The sequence below is a fragment of the Dermabacter sp. HMSC08H10 genome (genome assembly GCF_001807585.1).
GTDB lineage: Bacteria > Actinomycetota > Actinomycetes > Actinomycetales > Dermabacteraceae > Dermabacter > Dermabacter hominis.
In genome coordinates this window covers 409,643-430,911 of sequence record NZ_KV789424.1, presented here as the reverse complement: position 1 = coordinate 430,911, position 21,269 = coordinate 409,643, and the positions used below count along the sequence as shown (strand labels likewise).

General features: G+C 63.7%; 16 protein-coding genes, 1 tRNA gene and 1 pseudogene. 5 read left to right on the top strand and 13 right to left on the bottom strand.

Going from position 1 to position 21,269, the window contains the following annotated elements; translation table 11 throughout:
• Positions 1 to 171 precede the first annotated feature (171 nt).
• A complete protein-coding gene (locus tag HMPREF3176_RS04730; RefSeq protein WP_070436061.1) occupies positions 172 to 1,053 on the bottom strand; it encodes an oxygen-dependent tRNA uridine(34) hydroxylase TrhO in 882 nt (293 codons plus the stop codon).
• A gap of 85 nt (positions 1,054 to 1,138) precedes the next feature.
• Between HMPREF3176_RS04730 and HMPREF3176_RS04725 the strand changes: the two genes are divergently transcribed.
• Entirely contained in the window at positions 1,139 to 2,095 is a 957-nt protein-coding gene (locus HMPREF3176_RS04725; RefSeq protein ID WP_034373208.1) for a PAC2 family protein, read from the top strand.
• A gap of 5 nt (positions 2,096 to 2,100) precedes the next feature.
• Positions 2,101 to 2,910 (top strand): ParA family protein, encoded by an 810-nt coding sequence (locus HMPREF3176_RS04720; RefSeq protein ID WP_016664586.1) that lies wholly within the window; start codon positions 2,101 to 2,103, stop codon positions 2,908 to 2,910.
• A 163-nt stretch (positions 2,911 to 3,073) separates the two neighbouring features.
• On the opposite strand, the gene HMPREF3176_RS04715 is transcribed toward HMPREF3176_RS04720, so the two are convergent.
• Both HMPREF3176_RS04715 and HMPREF3176_RS04710 read right to left on the bottom strand, forming a co-directional pair.
• Positions 3,074 to 3,655 carry a MerR family transcriptional regulator gene (locus HMPREF3176_RS04715; RefSeq protein ID WP_016664587.1) on the bottom strand — a complete coding sequence of 194 codons (582 nt, stop codon included), beginning with the start codon at positions 3,653 to 3,655 and terminating at the stop codon, positions 3,074 to 3,076.
• Positions 3,656 to 3,780: 125 nt separating this feature from the next.
• Complete coding sequence (locus tag HMPREF3176_RS04710) at positions 3,781 to 4,212, bottom strand: FHA domain-containing protein (protein ID WP_061211961.1); 432 nt, start codon at positions 4,210 to 4,212, stop codon at positions 3,781 to 3,783.
• A 224-nt stretch (positions 4,213 to 4,436) separates the two neighbouring features.
• On the opposite strand from HMPREF3176_RS04710, the gene HMPREF3176_RS04705 reads away from it, so the two are divergent.
• Together HMPREF3176_RS04705 and HMPREF3176_RS04700 are read left to right on the top strand one after the other, a co-directional pair.
• Positions 4,437 to 4,510: transfer RNA gene (locus HMPREF3176_RS04705), tRNA-Pro, on the top strand.
• Between the two features lie 110 nt (positions 4,511 to 4,620).
• Positions 4,621 to 7,014, top strand: a complete 2,394-nt coding sequence (locus tag HMPREF3176_RS04700; protein WP_168161945.1) for a hypothetical protein — start codon at positions 4,621 to 4,623, stop codon at positions 7,012 to 7,014.
• Between the two features lie 6 nt (positions 7,015 to 7,020).
• Here the strand turns inward: HMPREF3176_RS04700 and HMPREF3176_RS04695 are convergent, their stop codons facing one another.
• The 10 genes and pseudogenes from HMPREF3176_RS04695 to HMPREF3176_RS04650 all read right to left on the bottom strand — a co-directional run bounded on the left by HMPREF3176_RS04695 (position 7,021) and on the right by HMPREF3176_RS04650 (position 18,707).
• A complete protein-coding gene (locus HMPREF3176_RS04695; RefSeq protein ID WP_016664590.1) occupies positions 7,021 to 7,506 on the bottom strand; it encodes an NUDIX hydrolase in 486 nt (161 codons plus the stop codon).
• A gap of 11 nt (positions 7,507 to 7,517) precedes the next feature.
• Positions 7,518 to 9,704 (bottom strand): bifunctional cytidylate kinase/GTPase Der, encoded by a 2,187-nt coding sequence (gene der, locus HMPREF3176_RS04690; RefSeq protein WP_034373215.1) that lies wholly within the window; start codon positions 9,702 to 9,704, stop codon positions 7,518 to 7,520.
• A 71-nt stretch (positions 9,705 to 9,775) separates the two neighbouring features.
• Positions 9,776 to 10,909: a prephenate dehydrogenase gene (locus HMPREF3176_RS04685; RefSeq protein ID WP_070458573.1), complete on the bottom strand. Its 1,134-nt coding sequence runs from the start codon at positions 10,907 to 10,909 to the stop codon at positions 9,776 to 9,778.
• Positions 10,906 to 11,784: a pseudouridine synthase gene (locus HMPREF3176_RS04680; RefSeq protein ID WP_226998156.1), complete on the bottom strand. Its 879-nt coding sequence runs from the start codon at positions 11,782 to 11,784 to the stop codon at positions 10,906 to 10,908. The genes HMPREF3176_RS04685 and HMPREF3176_RS04680 overlap by 4 nt, the downstream gene beginning before the upstream one ends.
• Positions 11,781 to 12,650, bottom strand: coding sequence for a ParA family protein (locus HMPREF3176_RS04675; RefSeq protein ID WP_016664594.1), 870 nt, complete (start codon positions 12,648 to 12,650; stop codon positions 11,781 to 11,783). Before HMPREF3176_RS04675 ends, HMPREF3176_RS04680 begins: the two co-directional genes overlap by 4 nt.
• 115 nt (positions 12,651 to 12,765) lie before the next feature.
• Complete coding sequence (locus tag HMPREF3176_RS04670; protein WP_070458571.1) at positions 12,766 to 13,713, bottom strand: site-specific tyrosine recombinase XerD; 948 nt, start codon at positions 13,711 to 13,713, stop codon at positions 12,766 to 12,768.
• 9 nt (positions 13,714 to 13,722) lie between these two features.
• Complete coding sequence (locus HMPREF3176_RS04665; RefSeq protein WP_070458568.1) at positions 13,723 to 14,682, bottom strand: heme o synthase; 960 nt, start codon at positions 14,680 to 14,682, stop codon at positions 13,723 to 13,725.
• A gap of 149 nt (positions 14,683 to 14,831) precedes the next feature.
• Positions 14,832 to 15,817 (bottom strand): annotated as a pseudogene (locus HMPREF3176_RS04660) (IS481 family transposase).
• The gene (locus HMPREF3176_RS04655; RefSeq protein WP_016664599.1) at positions 15,814 to 17,058 is read right to left on the bottom strand and encodes an MFS transporter; all 1,245 of its coding nucleotides are present in this window, start codon (positions 17,056 to 17,058) and stop codon (positions 15,814 to 15,816) included. Before HMPREF3176_RS04655 ends, HMPREF3176_RS04660 begins: the two are co-directional and overlap by 4 nt.
• A complete protein-coding gene (locus HMPREF3176_RS04650) occupies positions 17,055 to 18,707 on the bottom strand; it encodes an ABC-F family ATP-binding cassette domain-containing protein (protein WP_016664600.1) in 1,653 nt (550 codons plus the stop codon). Before HMPREF3176_RS04650 ends, HMPREF3176_RS04655 begins: the two co-directional genes overlap by 4 nt.
• A 432-nt stretch (positions 18,708 to 19,139) precedes the next feature.
• On the opposite strand from HMPREF3176_RS04650, the gene tkt reads away from it, so the two are divergent.
• Entirely contained in the window at positions 19,140 to 21,239 is a 2,100-nt protein-coding gene (gene tkt, locus HMPREF3176_RS04645; RefSeq protein WP_016664601.1) for a transketolase, read from the top strand.
• Positions 21,240 to 21,269 lie beyond the last annotated feature (30 nt).

The following is a 21,269-nucleotide window of genomic DNA, read 5'->3' as shown; positions in this document are numbered from 1 at the left end:
TTGGCATCGGCGCAGTTTCGCCCCGCCACACGCATTATGCCGATAATGTACGTTATGTAAAGTCGGTGCGGAAAGCGCCTCACGGGTCTAGGTCCGACGGCTGCTCATCAATCGTCGGACCCCTACCCCGCACAACGACACCAGCCCTCACCGCGCCGGTGACGCACAAAGCTATTGTTCACACTGACCACACGCGGGAGCGAGACCTTTGCTCGTGCACGCCTCACAGCGCAAGAACTGCTGGCGGCACGCCGGATTCACGCAATTGACATACACCGGCGTTTTTTCTCCGCACGCAACGCATGACCCAAGCGACTCGGCACCGCCGCCGAACTCCATGTGCATGCGCCCATCGAAGACATACAGGGAACCGTCCCACAGGCCATCATTGCCGTATTTTTCCCCGTAGCGGACGATCCCGCCGTCGAGTTGGTACACCTCGCTGAAGCCGCGATTCTTCATGAGTACCGTGAGCACCTCGCAGCGGATTCCGCCCGTGCAGTACGTGACCACGGGGCGATTCTTAAGGTCGTCGTACATGCCGGATTCGAGCTCGCCGACGAAATCGCGCGTCGTTTCCGTCTGGGGAACAACGGCGCCGCGGAAACGGCCAATTTCCGCCTCCATGCGGTTACGACCATCGAAAAAGACGACGTCCGACCCTCGGGCGTCGACGAGGGCGTGCAGGGCCTCGGGACTCAGGTGCTCTCCCCCGCCAATGACGCCCTCAGCTCCCACCTTGACTTCCTCGGGAACGGTGAACGTCACGAGTTCTTCCCTGACCTTCACGGAGAGCTTTGGAAAGTCGCGGCCTGTCCCGTCGGACCATTTGATGTCGGCGGCTCGGAACGGCGCGTAACCTCGCGTACGCTTGACGTACTGCTTCACCGCGCCGATCTCACCGCCCACCGTCGCGTTAATGCCGTCTTTCGAGACGATCACGCGGCCCTTGAGGCCCAGCGAATCGGCGAGTGCAAACTGCCACAGCTTCACTGCCTCCGGGTCGGCAAGCGGAGTAAAAACATAAAAGAGAACGATTTTGTGAACAGCCACGTCACAAGTCTAATCGGCAGCGGAATAACTCTTCGCCAGCCGGGCGTTCTAGGGTGTATAAACCGTGCACATTAGGAGGTTTTCCGTGCTCGATCCCACCACGCTCTTCAGCTATGAACGCGATGTCGACTCACGTTCCCTTCACGCGAGCACGCTCGTCGTGACTCTCGGCTCTTTTGTCGACTCCGGGCGTGTCCAGGAGAAACTCGACGAGTTCATCACGGACAACTATCCCAATCGCATCGTGGGGACGTTCGACTCCGATCAAGTCATCGACTACACGGCGGTGCGGCCGCCCATTTCGCTCGAGCAGGATCACCTCACGGGGTACTCCTCCCCCGCGCTCACTCTTCGCGAGGTCTCGCCCGAGGGCGAGGCGCCGTTCTTGCTTCTCAGCGGCCCCGAGCCTAATTTCCAGTGGGAGCGCGTGGCGCACGCGGTCAGGATCATCGTTGAACAGCTCGGCGTGACGCGCACGCTCGTCGCCACGAGTTTTCCCGGCGCTACACCGCACACGCGCCCCGTCGCGGTAAGCAGGTACGCGGGCGATCCCAAGGACCTGGTTCTCGCAAGCCCGTTCCCGGGCACCATCGAGATGCGGGCGTCCTTCCCGGCTTTGCTCATTGTACGCATGGCTGAGGCTGGCCACCCCATCATCGGCCTCGCCGCTCACGTGCCGTCCTATGCGCACGAGATCGAGTACTACCCGGCTCTCCCTGCGCTATTTACGGCGCTCGATATTGAAGGCGGCCCAGCTTTTACGCCAAACAAGAAGCTCGAGGAAAAGATTGCCGAGGTGCGCGAAGCCCTCGACCAGAGTGCGGCTGAGAACGAGCAGCTTGCCTCACTCATCAAGGGATTCGAGGACAACTACTCGCGTATGGACGGCATGGTGCAGCACCTCACTCCCGGTGCCGACACTCCCCTCCCCGGCGCCGAAAACCTCACGACCGAAGTCGAGGACTTCCTCAAAGAAATCCTCGATGAGCCGGAAAACACGGACGAGGAAGGCGAAGACCCCGGCCCGGATTCGATAGGCTAAATAGCGTGTTTGTCGTCAGCGTATATTCACTCAAAGGCGGCGTCGGAAAGACCTCCGTCACTCTCGGTCTCGCGTCCGCGGCCCTCAACCAGGGCGTGAACGCACTTGTCCTCGATCTCGACCCTCAGGGCGATACCACTCTCGGCCTACTCGGGCACCCGGGAGGTGAGCCCGACATCGCCGAGGTGATTGCGTCAGGGCGAACCGAGACTGTCGACCGTGCCATCGTGCAATCTCCGTGGGTAGCTGGCGAAAACGGCGAGGCTTCTGCCTCGAGCCACCTCGACATCATCCCGGGCAGTCATCGCTCGTCGAGGCTCGACTCCCCCGCCCTCGCGCAACGGAGCGTAAGGCGCCTTCGGGAGGCGCTGAACAAGCGTTCCTACCACTACGACATCGTCCTGGTGGATTGCCCGCCCTCGCTCAACGGCCTGACGCAAATGGCTCTCGCAGCCTCGGATCGCTCCATCGTCGTCTCCGAACCCGGGTTCTTCGCCGTTTCCGCTGCCGACCGAGCACTCAAGCTCGCCGATGAACTCCATGACAACGGCATCGCTCCCCGTTTGCAACCGCTCGGGATCCTCGTGAACCGCTATCGCCCCCGCAGCGTGGAACACCAGTTTCGCCTCAACGAGCTGCGCGAACTCTTCGGGGATCGCGTGCTCGACCCCGTTCTCGAAGAACGCGTGGGGCTTCAGCAGGCACAGGGCGGGGCCATCCCCCTCCACGCGTACGAAGGTTCAAGCGCGAAGCAGCTCACCGAGGATTTCGATCGCCTCCTCGCGACGATCATGGACTCGCGTCAGAACTCCTAGGGCTTCCGGCGCGAGGGGCCGCAGCCTTTCGCGGGGCCCGTTCCCCTCGTTGCCTCAATGTCAAACGCCCCTCTACGCATGTCGATAAATCCCGACGTGACATGCATAAAGGGGCGCCAGTAGGCGTGACGGCTCGGCTCAACGTCGAGGCGTCGATGTTCTTTTAGCTGGCTTTACGCGCGCGGCGTGCGGCGAGTTCGTCGCGAAGAGCCTCAGCGGCGTCGTGCTGCGGGTCGACGCTCGGAAGAATCGCAAGATCGGTTTCAACCTCGCGCGCCACTCGACCAACAGCGATACCGAACACACCCTGGCCGCCCTGGACAAGGTCGAAGACATCTTCGGCACTCGTACATTCGTAGACAGAGGCACCGTCGCTCATGAGAGTGATCTGTGCGAGATCGTCGGCGCCGCGCGCACGCATGGCATCGACGGCGACACGAATCTGCTGGAGCGAAACACCCGTGTCGAGGAGTCGCTTGACGACCTTGAGCACCAGGATGTCGCGGAAGCCGTAGAGGCGCTGCGAGCCCGAGCCCGTGGCTGAACGGACGCTCGGCTCAACGAGTCCTGTGCGCGCCCAGTAATCAAGCTGCCGGTACGTAATGCCCGCAGCTTTGCACGCCGCCGGGCCACGGTAGCCGAGTTCGCCGGGAGTATCGACGAGATCGTCGAAAAGGACTCCCTGGGCTTCGGTTGCCGGGACTGTGCTCTGCGCACCAAAGGTGCTGCTATCGCGCTTGCTCACGTGTGCCTCCAGTAGGACTTTCGTGTCGGGGAAGGGAGAAAGTCTCGAGGACAGAATACCCATCCCTGCAAGCTTGCGGGATTAAACGCGCCGAAGTGTGGCGAGAATTTTTTCTCGCCGCGGGTTCACGAGAGCGTGAAGAACGTGAAACGGTACTTGCCGATCTGGATCTCGTCGCCGTTACTCAGGTGGGCTTCCTCGGTCAGCTCGCGGTTCACATAGGTGCCGTTGAGAGACCCCATGTCGAGAATCAGGAAGCCCCCTTCGGTGCGCACGAACGTCGCATGCTTACGGGACACAGTGACGTCATCGAGGAAGATTTCCGATTCCGGGTTGCGGCCGGCCACGGTGCTTTCCGAGTCGAGCAGGAAGCGCGCCCCCATATTCGGGCCCTTGCGCACGATCAGGAGGGCCGTGCCTGCGGGCAGCGCCTCAACAGCCTGGCGATCCTGGGCAGAGAGACCGTGCTCGGCGTCTTCGGTGAACTCCACCTTGCCGTCGATGGGAGAAATTTTGGTGGTCTGCTCGGGGGTGGAGTCAAACACGTGTTCATTCATGTTGCAGACCTTCTTTCTTCACACGCCCCATCCCGCGAACCGGCATGAGAGTCCAAAACTTCCGATCCCATTTTGCCACCGCGTTTTGCGCATATGTTCGTTTTTTGGCCCAACACTGCGAACCTTTTAGCTGTTCTTGACCAAGCGGCAAGCGTGGCACGCCTCACCCTTGTGAATTCGCGATTCGGCAAACACCTCGGCTATAGTGGACAAGTCGAAAACCGCGGGCTGTGGCGCAGTTTGGTAGCGCACACGACTGGGGGTCGTGGGGTCGCAGGTTCAAATCCTGTCAGCCCGACGCGGATCAATGGGCGAGGCACTTCGGGTGCCTCGCCCATTTCTTTGTATTTCGCCCGATGTCTCTGACTTATAGTCGAGAGCAAAATGAGGCTTATGGAGGTTGGTGCAATGCCCACATTTTTCGGTCATGTGACTCACGAAGGGGACATCAAGGCGTGGCCAGAGGTCATCGAAAGCGGGAGGTGTGCACTCGAGGGGTACGTATTGCCGTCAGGGGCACGCTGCGCTCTCACGGGCTCCGAGGGGTCCGACGCTACATCGCGTCTCATCGAGGCGGAGGGTGTAGGCAGCCTCGCCACGCTCAACGGCGAGTTTGCTCTGGCTTTCATGGACGCTGACTCCTCGCTCGTCCTCGCGCGAGACGTTTTCGGATCGCGGCCTCTTTATTACGCGCGCACGTCAACGGGAATCGCGTTTGCCTCCACGATCGCCGACCTCCTTCGTCACACGGATATCCCGCGCGAGCCCAACACCGACGTGCTGCGCCGCTACCTTCTCGGCGATACTCAGCGCGGTAGTGAAACATTCTTCTCTGGCATCGCTCGCGTATTGCCGGGAGAGTCGGTGAAATTCGCACGCGAGGGGCTCGTGCGCACTCCTCTCCTGGACGCGCATCAAGACGTTTTCGCTGCTCCCTCGAACCCGCGCCGCGCCGACCACTCATGCATCGAAGAGTTCCGGACGCGGCTCACAGATGCGGTCACGCGACGCGCCACCGGCGAAGGGGCGGCCCTCGTGAATGAGCTCGATCCGGTTGCCTCACAAGCCCTCGAGCATGCCGTGCGCACAGCCGATTCGCCGCTTGAAGTCCTGCGCTGTATACCTAGCGCGGGTGGCCCATCCAGCGACGCCCGAGAGCACCAGGGCGTCGTCACGGGCACGCCGCAAAGCTTGAAGAAGGATCTCCCGCTTGTGCTTCGCACGTATGAAGAACCTCCGGCCTCGCTCGAGTCCTACTTTGCGTGGCTTCATCTTCGCGCGTGCATTCAGGGTGAACAGCAGCTCGCTCTCGATACCTATGGCGCCTCGGCGCTCCACAGGGCTTCCGACACTCGATCCACACTTCTGTCCCGCGTTATGGGTGCTGCGCGAGGGAGCGCACGTGATCGATGCGAATCCCTCCTCGGCCCCTCGCTGCGCAGCGGCGAAAGGGAACGGGCGATTGGCTTCGAGCCCTCCCCCGAGTATGAGGGCCCTCTCGCGCCGCTGGCGACTTCCGGGTCTCATGAAGCGGAGCAGCGCGCAAAAGCCGCACACGCGCTTGGCGGTCACGTCATGGTGCGCTCCCCGTTCACCGATCTCGACCTTCTCCGTTTCTATGCGTCGCTTGAGGAGACCGCCTTCGGGGGCGCAGGGACACGCTCCCTCATCGAGGCGGCCTACGACCAGGCACACGAAAAAGCCCCGTCGCTTTCCATGCAGGAGCGAGAAACAGCCTGGTTTAAGCGCATTAAAGGCACGTACTTTTCTTTGTTCTCGTCGCAGACCTTTGGCACCCGCGGATGGTTTGACCAAGCCGAGGTTCTCAAGGCTTTCGATGCGCACATCAATGGCCGTTCGAGCGTCAGCGCCGCCCAGTTGTGGCGTTTCGCGTGTGCGGAACTGTGGGCGCGCGTTTTCTTCGACGCGGATGACCTCGAGGCTCTCGACGCGCATGAGGATTCCGGCGTGCTGGCCGACGATAACGGTCAGTCGCTGCCGCCCGATCCGCACACCCCGCTCACCGCTAACGCGGGCAAACAGCTCGATCTCGAGCTGAACGACGGGACGCTAGCACGCCGCTACCCGATTCAGACGGCGAAGTTCTCCAAGGATTCGCGCATGGATGAGGAAATTGCGGGCTACGTCAAGCAGTTCTTCAAGGACCTTGACGAGCGGGGCACGAACGAGGATCGTCACGCAACCGAGAACCGCCGCTGGAGTTTCACGGTGTCGGAGAAAATCATTGCGATCATGCAGGGCCGTTCGTGGTTCGTATGGGAAATCAAGCCGTCTTTCGCCGCCAAGCAACTGTCACGGTTCGTGACACGCACCCCCGCGGGGATCGGCCTCGGTGACCCGGTCACGATGCAGCTCGCGATCAATGAGGCTGGGCTTGCCCGCATCACGTATGCCGCGGCCCTCGGTGCCCTCGGGAAGCTGCGAGGCAAACGCGGCGTGTTTTATGAGCACGCGGGAGCCAATGTCCGGGCGATCGACGGTCCAACTGAATACTCGGTGTACCCGTCGAACGTCTCGGCAAAACTTCCGCCAAAGGATCCGGATCTCGTTGCAGCTCACCTCGTGGATGTTATTCGCGAGGTCGTCCCTGCGCGTTTCGTCGAGACTTTCGACGGCGTCGTCGTGATGGATGCGAACGATATCGGGCGCAACGTTCTGGGCCTTGCGGCTTCACGTGAGCGGGAGCACTACGAGGCGCAGTTCGCGGATAACCCACTTGGGCAGGGGTCGCAGCAGACCCCCATGGCCGTCGTGTTCGAGCGCCCCGTGCACGAATGCTGAAGGCTTTTACCGTTTGAAATACGCCGCGCGGTCACCGCTGAAGAGCTGGTCGATCGCGCGGCGCAGGCCTGCCCGAAAGCGACGGTTGAGCTCGGGCATGTCGTCGATCGGAAACCACGCGGCTTGGAGATTCTCACCATCGGCCGGGTGCGGTTCTCCCCTGACGTGGGTGGCCACAAAGGCGAGATCGAGGTAGCTTGCGAGGTCGCCGTTGGCATGCGTGACGGGCCCGACGGCCCCCACATTCGAGAGAAACTCGATCGTGCACGCGCATCCCGTTTCTTCCAGGACTTCGCGTACCCCTGCACGGGCGGGCTCCTCCCCCGGGTCGATAATGCCCGTAACAGGCGTCCACTGGTGGGTGTCGGCGCGCTGAACGAGGAGGCAATGAGTTCTGTCGTCGTCGAAGACGAAGACCGTCACACCCGAGAGCCACAGGTGGTCGTGACCGATCTTCTCGCGGAGCTTAAGAACGAAGTCGGGCGTGGGCATCGCGTCCCTCCTTACCTGTTCTTTCTCTTTTCGCGAACGCGAACGCTGATCTCCACGGGGGAACCGTCGAACGAGAAGTCCTCGCGCAGACGACGCTCGATAAAGCGGCGGTAGCCGTGTTCGAGGAAGCCTGAAGCGAAAATCACGAAGCGGGGCGGACGCGTACGGGCCTGCGTCGCAAAGAGGATGCGCGGTTGCTTGCCGCCTCGCAACGGGTGCGGGTGCGCCGCAACTAGCGTTCCGAGGAAGGCATTCAGGCGCGAGGTCGGGATGCGCGTGTCCCACGATTCGAGTGCGAGATCGAGCGCGGGGACGAGCTTGTCCGTGTGTCGCCCGGTGAGAGCGGAGATGTTCACGCGGGGAGCCCATCGAACGTGGGAGAGGTCCTTCTCGATTTCCCATTCGAGCTGGGCGCGCCGCTCTTCATCGATCAAGTCCCACTTATTGAACGCGAGCACGAGTGCGCGGCCGGATTCAAGGACCATGTCGATGATCTTGAGGTCCTGGGTCGAAATCGGTTCTGATGCTTCCAGGAGAACGACGGCGACTTCGGCGCGATCGAGCGCGGCCTGGGTCCGGATCGATGCGAAGAAGTCAGCCCCTTCACTTTGGCGAACGCGGCGACGGATGCCTGCCGTGTCGACGAAGGTCCACTCGCGTCCGTCGAGTTCGATGACTTCGTCGACCGGGTCGCGTGTGGTGCCAGCGGTAGGGTCGACGACGACGCGGTTCTCGCGCGCAAGCTTGTTCAGTAGGGAACTCTTGCCGACGTTGGGGCGACCGATGAGAGCCACGCGGCGCGGGCCAGTTGGCTTGGCACGCGTTTGCCCTTCTTCCGGAAGGATGTCGAGGATACGGTCGAGCACATCTCCTGAGCCGCGTCCGTGAAGAGCCGAAACGGGGTGCGGTTCGCCGAGCCCCAGATTCCAGAGGGCTGCGGCCTCGAGTTCACCTCGCTGGTCGTCGACCTTGTTAGCGACGAGGAGCACGGGCTTCTTGGAGCGTCGGAGAACACGCACGAGTTGCTCGTCGGTGTGAGTGATGCCCACGTTCGCGTCAACGACGAACATCACGGCATCGGCGAGGCCAATGGCGAGTTCAGCCTGTTCGGCGACCCGGTAGGCAATGCCGTCAACCTTGTCTTCCCAACCACCCGTGTCGACGAGCATAAAGTCACGGCCAGCCCAGTTCGCTTCGTAGAACACGCGGTCTCGGGTCACCCCGGGGGTATCCTCGACGACCGCTTCGCGGTGCCCGAGGATGCGATTGACGAGGGTAGATTTTCCGACGTTTGGCCGGCCGACCACGGCGAGGACCGGGAGCATTCGTTCATCGTCGGCGCTCGCAACGGGGGCGTACTCCTCCGTCAGGAGGCTGCGATCCTCCTCGTCGAGGCCGTAGTCTTCGAGGCCGGCGCGCAGCGATGCCGTGCGAGCCTCGTCGTCGAGATTGCTGTCGTCGAAAGCCTCGGGGATTTCCCCCGAAAGAGATTCGTCGTTCTCGGGCTCATCATCGATGAGTTCGATTCCGGGAACGAGCTCGAGCACGGTGTTGATGACCTCGTCGATGTCGAGGTCGGTCGTGTCAATAAGGTGCACGCCTTCGGCTGCTTCCGTAAATTCGGAAACCGTCGAATCATCAGCATCGCGGCGAAGAACCTGGTCGCGCATACGCTCGCGCACGTCTTCGGTTTCCTCAAGACCGAGCTGGCCCGCCCTGCGCCTTAGTCGAGCTTCCGGGCTGGCCGTCAGCAGCACGCGTACGTCGGCATCGGGGGCGACGACCGTTGTGATGTCGCGGCCTTCAGCGACACAAAACCCGAGTTCGTTTGCGGTGGTAAACAGAACGGCGCGCTGGCGTTCCTGGAGGATGGCCCGGACGTCCGTGTTGGTTGCCACTCGACTCACGCACGTCGAGATTTCCTCTGAGCGGATCTGGTCCGAAATTTCCGTGCCGCCAACGATAATCGCCGGATCATCGGGATTGGTGTGCACCACGAGGTCGAACTCAGCGACGTGGGCCGTCACGGCTTCGCGATCGTCGAGGTCGACACCGCTGTTGAGGCACGACCACGCTGCCGCGCGATACATGGCCCCCGTATCGAGATAGCCACCCTGAAGTGCTCGCGCTACCTCTTTCGACACCGTCGACTTCCCCGAGCCTGCGGGGCCATCGATCGCGATGGTGACGCCGTTCATGTCTTCCCTCCCCTGTCGCTGGTCAAATTCCAAGTTTAGTCGTGGGACGCGTCCACGCGTGCGCCAGCCGATCACTCTGTGCCCGCGCGTGCCCAACCTCTCTTTTCAAGCATCGCGGTGAGGCGAGGTTCGTCGGCGCGCGTGACACTCACGTGCGCGAGCCCCATTCTTTGCCCAAGAGAGTGCTCGAGGCGCAGATCTTCGAGGTTGATGTTCTCCTCCCCCATGTGGGTGAGGAGGCGCGCAAGCTCCCCGGGCTCGTCAGGTACGAGCACCGTGACCCGGCAAAAGCTCTCCGCTCCCCCACCGTGCTTGCCCGGAATCCGGGCAACGCCGTCGTTGCCGGCAGCGATCGCCCGGGCAATGCGGGCGCGCGAGCCCGGTTGCGGGTCCATGTCGTCTAGCGTCTCGAAGGCCCGTGTAAGCCCATCGAGATCCTCGCCTAGAGCCTTGAGGATTGGCGCGATGCGCCCCGCGTTGGCTGAGAGGATCTCGACCCACAGCCTCGGATCGCTCGCGGCGATGCGCGTCGTATCTCGCAGGCCCTGCCCCGACAGCCCTAGAGCCGCTTCACTCGCCACGGTCAGTCGACTTGCGAGCACGCTCGAGACGATCTGCGGAACGTGCGAAACATAGGCGACGGCCTCATCGTGCACATCGGGTTCGATCTCCACGACCGTCGCTCCGAGTTCAACGCCGAGCAGCCGTGCGAGGGCGAAACTTCGAGGGCTGGTCGCAGGCGTCGGAACCACCACGAAGGCCCTGCCCCTGAACAGGTCTCCCCTCGCGGCGACCACCCCTGCCACTTCCCGGCCGGCCATCGGGTGCGTGCCGACGTAGCGAGAGGCGTCAAGCCCTCTCGCCGCCGCACCGTCGAGCACCCCCTGCGCAATGGGCTGTTTCACGCTCGCAACATCGAGCACGCATGCCCCGGGGAACTCCTCGAGAGCGTCGAGTGCCACCGATGCGCACACATCGGGTGGTGTCGCGACAATGACCATTTGCGGCTCGTCGCCCTCGCGGACCTCGCGCCCCACCCCGAGTTCGCACGCGAGCCTGGTCGTTCCCGGGGACGAATCGCGAACGAGAACGTCGAGACCGGCGTGGCCGAGAGCCATGCCGATCGATCCGCCAATCAATCCCGCACCTATGACGAGAACGGGGCCCTCGAGCGCTACAGCTTCGCGACTGGCGCCAATGCTCACAGGCCGACCTCCGCCATCAGGGTGCCGAGTTCTTTTCGGGTCAGTTCACGCGTAGCACCCGGCTCAAGATCGGCGAGAACGACGGGCCCGATTCGCGTGCGCACGAGACTCGTAAGTTCATACCCGAGCGCAGCAAACATGCGGCGAACGATCCTGTTTCGCCCCTCGTGAAGGGTGACTTCGACTATCGCCTCTCGCCCATCATGGGCAACGAGGCTTGCGCGGTCGGCCCGCGCCGGCCCATCGTCGAGTTCGAGGCCGGCACGCAGCTTCGCCAGAATCGACCGGGGGAAGGATCCCGGGCAGTCAAAACGGCACACGTAGGTTTTTGACACCTCAAAGCTCGGATGCGTGAGGCGGTGCGTCAGCTCCCCGTCGTTGCTCAAGAGGAGAAGCCCCTCAGTTTCATAGTCGAGCCTGCCGACGTGGTACAGGCGCACCGGGTAGCGCGCCGCAAACTCCTCGAGAGTGCGGCGCCCCTGCGGATCCTCCATCGCGCTCATCACCTTGCGCGGCTTATTGAGGGCAACCGTCAGTTTCGCCTCGTCGAGCTGCACGCGACGCCCGTCGACGTGAATGACGGCAGTGCGCGGATCGACGCGGACTCCCTGCTCCTGCACGACCTCACCCCCAACAGAGACACGCCCCTGCGCGATAAGCGCTTCGCACGCACGGCGCGAGCCAAAACCCGCATTCGCGAGCACTTTCTGAAGACGTACACCGTCATGGGGAACAGGTTCCGACGGCGCCTGCGAGGAGTCATCCCGACGTGCTCGCGGCGCGCCTGCGGAGTCGCGAAGCCGCACCTTTTTCGGCGCGGTGAAGTCGCTCTTGCGCCGTTTCGGCCTGCGCCCCGGCCGATTCGGGCCCGTCAAGCCGCTGCCCCGCGCGCAAGCAGTTCGCGCGCAAGCTGGCGGTAGGCGTCGGCACCCTTGTTGTTCGAGGCAAACGTCGTAATCGGTTCGGCCGCAACCGAAGCGTCCGGGAACTTCACGGTGCGGTTGATTGCCGTATGGAACACCTTGTCGGGGAAGGCCTCAACGACTCGGGCCACAACCTCGCGCGCATGCAACGTGCGCGGATCGAACATCGTGATGAGAATGCCATCCATTTCGAGGCGCGGGTTGATGCGGTCCTGAACCTTTTCAATCGTTTCAACGAGAAGGGCAACGCCACGAAGCGCAAAGTACTCGGCCCCAAGCGGTATGATGACGCCGTCGCTCGCCGCAAGCGCATTGACGGTCAGAAGACCGAGCGACGGTTGGCAGTCGATGAGAATAATGTCGTAGTCACCGACGACGGGGCGAAGCACGCGGGCAAGAGCCATTTCGCGCGCGACCTCGTTGACAAGCTGGACCTCCGCCGCCGACAGATCGATGTTGGCCGGAAGAATCTCCATGTTTTCCGTCGTCGTCGGCTGGATCGCCTCGCGAATGTCGTGATCGCGCTCCAGAAGCAAGTTGTAAACGGTGAGGTCGAGTTCGTAGCTGTTAATGCCCGTTCCGGCGCTGAGCGCACCCTGGGGATCGAGGTCTACGAGAAGAACCTTGCGGCCAAGCTCAGCAAGTGCCGCACCGAGATTAATGACCGAGGTCGTCTTCCCCACGCCCCCCTTCTGGTTCACCATCGAAATGATTCGCGCGGGTCCGTGAGAGTCGAGTGCCTTCGGCTCGGGAAAGTCCGGAAGCGGGCGCCCCGTGGGGCCGTAATTGAGGTTCAAATCAAGCTCGCTCTTTGTCACGTGTACCTGTCCCTACGTCGTTGGTGTTCGCGGGCTCTCGCGTGCACTCACTGCACGCGGCCCATGAAAATAAGTCTAACCGGCAGCCCTGGATACGAATTCCACCCGCGCCCCACTACAGCGCTCGCGGATGAGAGCTCGCGTGTATTTCTCGAAGCGCCTGTTGACCCAGGTGTGTGTAGCGCTGGGTCGTCGTGATTGAGGCGTGCCCTAGCAGCTCCTGCACCGTGCGGACGTCAGCCCCACCTTCCAGAAGATGCGTCGCATAGCTGTGACGAAGCGTATGAGGACTCACGTGCGCCGTAATCTTCGCATCCTCGGCTGCGGTCTTGACGATCGCAAAGGCGGCTTGCCTCGTCAGGCGCGTGCCCCTATTGCCCAGAAAGATCGCAGGGCTTCCGCTCCCTTTCGCGAGAAACGTTGGACGAGCCCGAGTGAGGTATGCCTCAAGCGCCTCGAGGGCGTACCGCCCGAGCGGGATAAGACGCTCTTTATTGCCTTTTCCGCGCACGCGAATGATCTGATCGGCTAGCGCAGTGTCATCAACGTCGAGCGCGAGCGCCTCGCTGATGCGGCAGCCAGTGCCATAGAGCACCTCGACGAGGGCCCGGTTGCGAAGGGCGCGCTCGGCGGCAAGTCCCCCGGTGAAAGGCCCCGACGCCGCGTCGATGAGCGCCGTTACCTCCTCAACGCTCAAGGCATCGGGAAGGCGCAAAGGAAGGGAGGCTTCGCGTACCCGCGCCGCCGGATCGCCCGTTCGCGTTTCGTTCTCTTCATCGAGGAAGCGGTGGAAGGCACGGATCGAAGCGAGCGCTCGCGCCGCGGACGAAGGCGCGAGGGGAGCAGTTCCCACGCTCCCCTCGCGCAGAGCACCGATATACCCCGCAATCGTGGGCGTTTGAACGTCGCGCACATCGATCGCGCTCCCGTCGAGATACGACAGGTACCGCGTGAGATCGCGGCGGTACGCAGCGACGGTGTTGGGGCTCAATCCTCGTTCGATCCGAAGGTGCGTGAGGAAGGATTCGGCAAGGCGTGTAGCGCTGTCGACGCGCTCGGGCATGAGGTCTCTCTACAGCACCACGAAGGGGTCGATGGCAAGCGCGACGAACACGAGCGTGAGATACGTGATCGACGCGTGGAACACCCCCATGGGGTTGAGCTTTGAACCGGTCATACCGCGCCGCACGCGCACCGCGTATCGCACAACCAGAAACAAGAACCAGCCGCCGAACACGATCGAGCTCACCGTGTACACGATGCCGGTGGGCGCGAGGGGAATGATCGCAAACGAGCACAGCAGCATCATGACCGTGTGGAACACCATGTGCTTCGCGACGGTCGTGCGCGAGCTCACGACGGGGAGCATAGGAACCTCGGCGCGGGCGTAGTCCTGCGTAAAACGCTCGGCGAGCGGCCAGTAGTGCGGCGGCGTCCAAAAAAAGATCACGAGGAAAAGAAAGAACGCGGTCCATGAGACGCCACCCGTGACGGCGGACCAGCCGATCAAAACCGGCATGCAGCCCGCAATCCCGCCCCACACGATGTTCTGACTCGTGCGGCGCTTGAGGATCATCGTGTAAAACACGACGTACAGCAGGATCGCTTCGAGCGCGAGGAGTGCCGAAGGAGCGTTGACAAACGCCCACAGGTACACCACCGAGAGCGCGCACAGGGCGAGCCCGAATGCGAGAGCCGCTTGCGGCGAAACCTCACCCGTGACGAGCGGGCGGTTCTTCGTGCGCTTCATCTTCGCATCGATGTCGCGGTCCAGATACATGTTGAGGACGTTCGCGCCACCGGCGGCAAGGTAGCCGCCCACCATCGTGTTGAGGATCAGCAGCCACGACGGGAAACCACCGGCCGCGAGAAACATCGTGGGGATAGTGGTGATGAGCAAGAGCTCAATAATGCGCGGCTTAGTGAGAGCAACGTACGCGAGAAGGGTACGGCGAAGCGAGCGGTCACTTCCGCCTCCATGCTGCGCCGTCGCCTCATGGGAAAGGGTGGTCGTGCCGGGGCTTTGATTCACTCGCGTTCCTCGATTGCGTGGAGATTGCGTGGACGAAAAGGCTGGGGAGGGCCTTGTGATAGGGATTGGCCACAGCGAAGGGCCTAACGTCCCTCCACAATAGTCGCCCGGGAGGCCGGGAGCCAGGATCTCTCGGGTAAGTCACGCCACTAGATGTACTGCTCGGGGACGTTGATCAATCGTGAGAACGGCGGCTGGTTGTCGCAGGCCGTGTGCGGGCGGTGCTGGTTGTACTGGTGCAGCCAATCCGGCAGGGCGTCGCGTCGTTCTTGCTCGCTGGTGTAGCAGCGGGCGTAGGCCCACCCGTCGGCCATGGTCCGGTGGAAGCGCTCTACCTTGCCGCTGGTCTGCGGCCGGTACGGACGCGTCCGCATCGGGGGGATCGAGAGGGCCTCGCAGGTGTCCCGCCACAGGTGCGAGCGATAGGCGCCACCGTTGTCGGACAGCACCCGCTCTACGGAGACGCCGCGATCGGCAAACCACGCCACAGCCCGATGCAGGCCCCCGACCGCGGTGACGGCGGTCTCGTCGTCGTGGACCTCGGTGTACGCGACGCGGGAGTGGTCGTCAATGACGGTGTGCACGAACGCGTACCCGAGCCTGGGGTTGTGCCACTTGCTCTTCGGCTTACCCGGTGTCGCCGTTCGGTTGTGGTCGCCTTGGCGGCGGCCGACGTAGCGCCAGCCGCCACCGTCGGGGATGTTCCCGAGCTTCTTCACGTCCACGTGGACCAGGGAGCCGGGGTGGGGTGTTCGTACCGGCCGATCGGTTCGCCACTCTCGCGGTCCACGTAGGAGAGCCGGTTCAGTCGGGCACCGGCCAAGATGCGGTGGACGGTTGAGGGCGCGATGCCGAGTCGGGCGGCGAGCTGCACGGGGCCCTCACGCAGCCGTATCCGCAGGCTGACGCACCGCTTCGTCGTCGCCTTGTCCGTCTTGTTCGGTGAGGTCTTCGGCCGGGACGAGCGATCCTGCATCGACTCGCCGGCGCGATAGCGGTCGACCCACCTCTTCACGGTCGGCCAGGAGACCTTGAAGCGAGCGGCGACTTCGCTGATGGGCCTACCGTCGTCGACGACGAGCTGAGCCACCTTGAGCCGGTGGCGAGGTGTCAGGGTGGCGTTGGCGTGCATCACTCCTCACCTGCTGCGACGGGCGTCGTCCGCGGCGTTCGGAGTTGCCCAAGGACTGCAAGGAGGATCGTCGTGGCGAGCGGCACGAGTCCGGCGGCGATGAACAAGCTGGCAGCGGCGATGTGTCGGCTGAGGAGTCCGGTGAGTGCGATGGACAGTGGCATGAAGGCGATGGAGATGAAGAAGTCGAGGCTGGCGACTCGGCCGAGCATCTCCAGCGGTACGTGTTCCTGCAGGACCGTGCCCCAAATGACCATCCCGACTCCGATCGACGCACCGTAGACCGCCAGTCCGGCGCTGATGATCCACGGATTGTTGGTGAATGCGGAGATGGCCAGTGGAAGGCAGCCGAGTGCCCATGCGCCGACCATTACGGGCAGGAAGTGTGAGGGGGTGGGCCATGAGCCGGCGACGAGGGAACCCACCAGGCCGCCGACGCCCAGAGCTCCGAGGACGACTCCGTACACAGCCGGACCGTTGTCATGGGTCGAACGTACAAGCGCGGGCAGGAGAACTTCCAGCGGGCCGGTCACGGCCAGGCCCATGGCGGCCGCCAACAGCACGCTGGAGCGAACCCAGCGCGTGCGGGCGACGTAGCCGAACCCGTCGAGCAGGTCCCGCAGCGCAGAGGTGGCCGGAGCTTCGGCGTCGGTCTCGGCTGAGCAAGGGGCAGGAAGCCGCAGGGCGGCGATCAGGGCGAGTCCGACCGCGCCGGCGATGAGGTACCCGCCCGCGGCGGGCACGCTCGCGCCGATGACGGCACCGACGACACCGGGGGCGAGGGTCTGTCCTACCAGCGGCCGGGTGGTCCCTTCGAGCCCATTGACGGCCATCAGGTCGTCGCTTCCCACGAGGACGGGCACGAGCGCGGTGTAGGCCGGGAAGAAGAAGGCGGTCGAGACGCCGATGATGAACGCGGACACTGCCAGCATCCAGAAAGTGGCCGCGTCGAAGATGGCGGCGGTGGAGGTCGTCGTCGAGGTGGCGAGGTTGACAGTGAGGACGCCGACGATGACGGACTTCTTGGCGACGCGGTCCGCAAGTACCCCGGCGGGCAAGGAACCTGCGAGCAGGCCGATGCCGCTCCACGCCACGACACCCGACAAGGTGGCCGCCGTGGCGCCCAGGTCGAGGGTCTGCATGGCTAAGTAGAGGGCCCAGGCACCCTGGGCGAAGACGGTGAGCACCATCGCTGCAAACAGCGGTCGGTAGCCGGGGACGGACAAGGGGCGAAGGGGGTTCATGGCAGGTCCTTTGGGGCAAGGCTGAGGTGGGGCCAGTCGGTGAGGTCGTCGAGCATCTGCCGGTCGTGCGTGGCGACGATCGTGGCGCAGGAGGTCCGCAGGAGCTCGGTGGTGATGTCGTCGACGAGGCTCGATGACAGATGGTTGGTGGGCTCGTCCAGGAGCAACAGGTCCGGGTCCACCGCCAGGCACATGGCCAGATGGAGGCGGCGTTGTTGCCCTTGCGACAGGTGCCCCACGGGTGTGCGGGTTGCCGCGGGCTCAAGCAGCCCGAGTGAGCCGAGGGAGGGTGCCTGTGATCGGCGGCCCTGCGTGGCCAGGTACGTCTCGTAGACCACGTGTGCGGGGAGGGCGTCGTCCCAGTCAGGGACCTCTTGAGACAACAGGGCGACGCGCACCCTCGGGTTCACCCGCAGCTGGCCTGTACTCGGGGCCAGTCGCCGACCGAGAAGCCCCAACAGTGTGGACTTCCCAGCACCGTTCGGCCCGGTGACCACCAACCGGTCTCCACCGCTGATGTCCACCGAGACCGGGGTGGTCAACTGGTCAGTCACGGTGAGCATGGAGGCGTTGACGATGTTCTGACCGGTCCGCGCTGACGATATGGGCCATGCCAACCGCAGCGGTGGCTCTGGCACGTCGATCTGATGACGCTCTAGGTCCACGATGCGGCGGTTGAAAGCCTGGACCACCCCGGCAGCGCGCGTAGCCCGTTGGTGCTTGCCCGTTCCCTTGTCGGGTCGCCAACCGCCTTGCGACAGGCGGGAGCGTGCGTCGTCGGCGGCGCGGGTCAGTTCCTGATGCCGGGCGACCTGGGCGGCATAGTCTTGCTCCCAGGCGGCCCGTTCTCGTTGCCGCCCTTCGATCCAGCCCTCGTAACCGCCCGCGTAGGTGCGCGGAAGGCCATCGCGGGTCGGGTCGAGGTCCAGGAAGCTGGTCGCCACGTCGCGCAGCAGGGCGCGGTCGTGGCTGACTAAGGCCAGGCCACCGGGGTGGTGCCGCAGGCGCTCAGTCAGGAACGACAGCCCTGCCGCGTCCAGGTGGTTGGTGGGCTCGTCCAGCAGCAACAGGTCAGGGGTCGATCCGAGGGCGACCGCCAGCCGTACCCGGTACCGCTGACCGACCGACAAGGTCGACAGGACCCGATCGCGGTCGCTACAGGCGTCCAGGCCCGCCAGGGCGATGTCAACACGGCGGTCTGCATCCCAGGCGTCCAGCCGCGTGGCCGCCTCGAGTGCGGCGGAATAGGCGTCGGCCGCGTCATCGCCCGCGGCCAGCGCCGCGGTAGCCACGTCGAGGGCCTGCAGAGCGGCCCTGGATGGGGCGGTAGCCTCGGCAATGAGGTCACCGACCGTGCGATCGCCCTCGGTGGCCATGTCCTGTTTGACCAGGACGAGGGAACCCACCCGGGTCACCACTCCCGAGTCGGGTTTCAAGATCCCCGCCAGTATGTGGAGCAAGGTGGTCTTGCCCCGGCCGTTGTCGCCGACGATCGCCAGTCGCGACCCGGTGGAGACGGTGACGTCAGTCCCACTCAGCAGCGGCCTGTCGCCGAGTGTCAGGTGGAGTGATTCAGCGCGGATGTGTGCAGCGGATCCTTGGGATGTCCCGATCCAAGCACATGACTGTAAAGGTTCTGTGGTTGGCATTGTGTACTCTCAGCTCGTCATGGAGCCGGGCACCACGAAGCGGCCGCCCGGCAGATGGCCAGGACGGCAGACGAGAGGTCATAAGGGGTCCCGCCGCCGTCAGCGGACGGAACGCAGCTTCATCGAGGCGATGCCTGAGTACATGCGGCCGAGGATACAGAGACCGGGCGATGCCACGCAAGTCAACTAACGTCCCCGGTCAGTGCAACTAGACGTCCAGGTCCGACGCTTGCCGAGCAGCCGTCGGACCCACACGGCACAGCTGCGTGCCGGCGCCGCCGCTGAGCCCTTGTTTCCTGCATTTCCTGAGACAGCAGTCACCTATCCTCCAATTTCGCGCGATACTATCGACACGATTTTGGCCCCTCGCGCCGATCCGGTCCCGCCCTCGGCGCTTGAGATGGATCAACCGATGGAAGGGAAAGAACTTTCGTGAGTAGCAATTTCGTAGCCCCCGAGGGCTGGAGCGATCTCGACAAGCGTGCCATCGACAACGCGCGGATCCTCGCCGCGGAAGCCGTACAGAAGGTCGGCAATGGGCACCCGGGCACGGCTGTGAGCCTCTCCCCTGCTGCCTACCTCCTGTACCAGGACATCATGAACCACGATCCCAAGGATCCGGACTGGTTCGGCCGAGATCGCTTCATCCTCTCGTGCGGTCACACGAGCCTCACGCAGTACCTCCAGCTCTTCCTCGGCGGCTTCGGCCTCGAGGTTGAAGACCTTCAGGCGCTGCGCACCGAGGGCTCGAAGACCCCGGGCCATCCCGAAAACTTCCACACGGCCGGTGTCGAAATGACGACGGGTCCGCTCGGCCAGGGAATTGCATCGTCCGTAGGCTTTGCCATGGCGCAGCGCCGCGTTCGGGGCCTCCTCGATCCCACCGCCCCCGCCGGCGAGAGCCCGTTCGACACCTTCACCTACGTGATTGCATCCGACGGCGACCTCGAAGAGGGCGTGAGCCACGAAGCCTCCTCCCTCGCCGGCACGCAGCAGCTCGGCAACCTCATCGTCATTTGGGACGACAACGAGATCTCCATCGAAGGCGATACCAACATCGCCTTTACCGAGGACACCGCCGCCCGCTACCAGGCCCTCGGCTGGGATGTGCGCACCGTGGACTGGACCAATGGCGGCACCGAGTACGTCGAAAACCTCAAGGAGCTGAAGGACGCAATCGTCGCCGGCCAGCAGGTCACTGACAAGCCGACCTTCATTCGCCTCCGCACCGTGATCGCATGGCCGACCCCCGGCAAGTCCGGAGACCACGCTGCTCACGGATCCGCACTTGGCGATCAGCCCATCGCCGGGCTCAAGGACATCCTCGGTTTCGATACCGAAAAGACCTTCGAGATCGACGAAGAAGCTCTCGCACACGCCCGCGCCCTCATCGAGCGCGGTGCCCAGAAGCATCGCGAATGGGATGCCAAGGTGGAAGAGTGGCGCGCCGAGAATCCCGATGCCGCGGCGCTGTACGACCGCTTGATCGCCCGCGACCTTCCCACGGATCTCGACGAGGCGCTGCCGGTCTTTGAGGCCGACGAGAAGGGCCTCGCGACCCGCGCTGCCTCCGGCAAAGTCCTCTCTGCCCTCGCTCCCGTTCTTCCTGAACTGTGGGGTGGATCGGCTGACCTCGCGGGCTCCAACAACACGACTATGGCGGGCGAGCCGTCGTTCATTCCTGAGGCCAACCAAACCAAGGACTTTTCGGGCAGCCCGTACGGCCGCACCCTCCACTTCGGTATTCGCGAGCACGCGATGGGCGCCATCCTGAGCGGAATCTCGCTCTACGGCCTTACACGCCCGTATGGCGGCACGTTCTTCCAGTTTGCCGACTACATGCGCGGCTCGGTGCGCCTCGCCTCGCTGTGCAAGACTCCCGCGATCTACGTGTGGACACACGACTCAATCGGCCTCGGCGAAGACGGCCCCACCCACCAGCCTGTCGAGCACCTCGCCGCCTACCGCGCAATCCCGAACCTCTCGATCGTGCGACCGGCTGATGCGAACGAGACTGCTCAAGCGTGGAAAGCGGTCCTCAAGCGCGACGAGGGTCCCGCTGGTCTGATCCTCACGCGCCAGGGTGTTCCCACCTTTGACCGCGAGGAGTATGCGAGCGCGGACAACCTCGACAAGGGCGCCTACGTCATGAAGGACGCTTCCAACGGTGAGCCCGAGGTCATCCTGATCGCGACGGGTTCCGAGGTCCAGCACGCTGCAGGCGCGCAGAAGCTACTTGAAGCCGAAGGCATTCCCACGCGACTCGTGTCGATGCCCTGCGTCGAGTGGTTTGACGAGCAGAGCGAGGAGTACCGCGAATCGGTTCTTCCCAGCACCGTCAAAGCGCGCGTGAGCGTCGAAGCCGGGATCGCGATGCCCTGGTATCGCTTCCTCGGTGACGCAGGACGCGCAGTCTCGCTCGAGCACTACGGTGAGTCGGCATCGGGCTCGCTCCTGTTCGAGAAGTACGGTTTCACGGCCGAAAACGTTGCGGCGAAGGCGAAAGAATCCCTCGCTGCAGCTCGTAAGTAACCGCCAATCAATCGGATACTCAGCTCAACC